Here is a 2,005-nt window from a genome sequence, read left to right on the forward strand (position 1 = left end):
AACGGACGACTCGAGCACCTACGCGGCATCGCGTTGGGCTTCCGCAACCTCACCCACTACATCGCCCGCAGCCTCCTCGAGACCGGCGGCTTCAAGCAGCAACTACACCGTTGATTGGGAAGAGCCCGGGAACCTCTATCTGGCCACCGTGATCGACTGCTACTCCCGCAAACTGGCCGGCTGGGCGGTCGCGGACCACATGCGCACCGAACTGGTCGAAGACGCGCTGAAAGCCGCCTGCGCGCAGCGCGGCAGTCTCCGGGGTGCGATCTTCCACAGTGACCATGGGTCGGTCTACACCTCGAAGGCCTACGCCAAACTCTGCAAGGGTCTCGGGGTGACCCAGTCGATGGGGGCCGTGGTGACCAGCGCCGACAACAGTCTGGCCGAGTCGTTCAACGCCACCCTCAAACGCGAACTCCTCGCCGGGCAGGCCACGTTCGCTGGGCCGCAGTTGTGTCGCCGTCAGGTCTTTCGCTGGGTCACCCGCTACAACACTCGCCGTCGCCATTCCTGGTGCGGCTACCTGTCCCCGAACACCTATGAGGCCCGCCGGGCCGCTACGCTGCCAACCGCAGCGTAATCAACCACCACCGTGTCCACGATCCGGGGCGAAGGCCCATCATCAATAGGGCATGATAGAATCGTTTCTACGCTGCCACACTGTGAAAGGTCACCATGAGTTCTCCCGCGATCCGACGGCGCACCGTAATCTCAGGCACTGCGTGGGCGACGCCGGCTGTCATCTCCGCACACCGACTGCCAGCTTTCGCAGCGTCCACCCCCCCCGCAGCCTCCGCCGAATATGGTCTGTTTGTCACTACCGGCATGAGCGCTCAGCCCGACGAGTCGACGAATTATGTCGGATATGACCAAACCGACAATCCTTCTACCGGAAACTACCCGACGACCCCCAGCAAATACTTCACTGCAGTCAAGTCCGGTAACAGCCCTCAAAATGACATCCATTGGAACGATTCTGCCACGTGCTACACCAATGGCGCCTACTTTCACAACAGTGAAGGGTCACTCACTCCCGTCACCAACATTTCATCGGGAACGAATGGCTCTTATGCTTCGTCGAGCGGTTTCTGGTGGTCCGTTCCCACCACGTCGCCACAGACGGGCACCGGATATATTCCTGGCTCGACCGCGACGCTGAACAGTGGGGCCACCTTCGTGACCGATATCGAGGTCATCGTTCCGCAAAAGGCCCAGTACGCGGCGAGCCACATTATGGTGAACCAGCAGAACTACTGGACTAAAGAGCTTTCTGGAAAACTAGTCACGATATCTGGCCAAGCGCCTTATCTGGCCAGCCAAAATGTCGCTGGCAACTGGTCCGTCACCGCCCCGACAACAACCACATTGCCAGACGGATCACTGAAGGTCACCGGCACGCTCACCTACACGACCACGAAGTCATTCATGGTGACCCAGTCAAAGACCAAGTACTACGGGCAAACCCTCATCATGCCGGCAACGTTCCGGATGATCGCTAATGAAGGATGGTCATCATTTAGTCTCACGTCATATGTGCAGTCAGCAACCATCACATACACCGGGCAACCGTCCAGTTCCCCCTCGAGCACCACTCTGACCAACCAGCTGCTGACCACGAGCAAAGTCGTCAACAAACGTTGCTGAGCGCCTGTTGATGGTTGGGGCCAAGGACTAAGGTCGGCATCATGAGCCACCGTGAGGGTCTTTCCGGTTGACGACGGGTTCAACCGGAAAGGCCCTCACACTGTCCTGGTCGTTGCAACCTATCGAGTGAGTACCCCGACCGATTTGGACATTGACCAGCTCGTCCCGTTCTATTCCTCGGGTAGTAGAGAGTGCGCTCGATGTCCCAGTCCTCCTGCTCCCCCCGGTTAGGAGGCTCTTCAGGATCCAGGGTGTAGTTGTGACTTGACTGTGTGAGAGTCTGCTGTAGTTGGCCTGTGGGGCCGGGGTGCGTGGGGGGAGGACCCTGCGCGAGGATCGGAGTGTCTTAAGTCCCGTC

Annotated in this window: 1 protein-coding gene and 1 pseudogene; both read left to right on the forward strand. The window is 59.3% G+C overall.

Features of this window, described 5'->3' with window-relative positions; translation table 11 throughout:
• Nucleotides 1-130: 130 nt before the first annotated feature.
• Nucleotides 131-583, forward strand: a pseudogene (locus E0E30_RS13185) (IS3 family transposase); the annotation flags it as partial.
• A gap of 245 nt (nucleotides 584-828) precedes the next feature.
• The gene (locus E0E30_RS13190; RefSeq protein ID WP_130866940.1) at nucleotides 829-1,647 is read left to right on the forward strand and encodes an amino acid oxidase; all 819 of its coding nucleotides are present in this window, start codon (nucleotides 829-831) and stop codon (nucleotides 1,645-1,647) included.
• The last annotated feature ends 358 nt before the right edge of the window (nucleotides 1,648-2,005 follow it).

Source organism: Acidipropionibacterium timonense, assembly GCF_900605005.1.
Classification (GTDB): Bacteria; Actinomycetota; Actinomycetes; order Propionibacteriales; family Propionibacteriaceae; genus Cutibacterium; species Cutibacterium timonense.

What these genes read in the sequence shown, in the direction of transcription:
- E0E30_RS13190 (WP_130866940.1), top strand. Translation starts at nt 829, where the DNA reads ATGAGCGCTCAGCCCGACGAGTCGACGAATTATGTCGGATATGACCAA.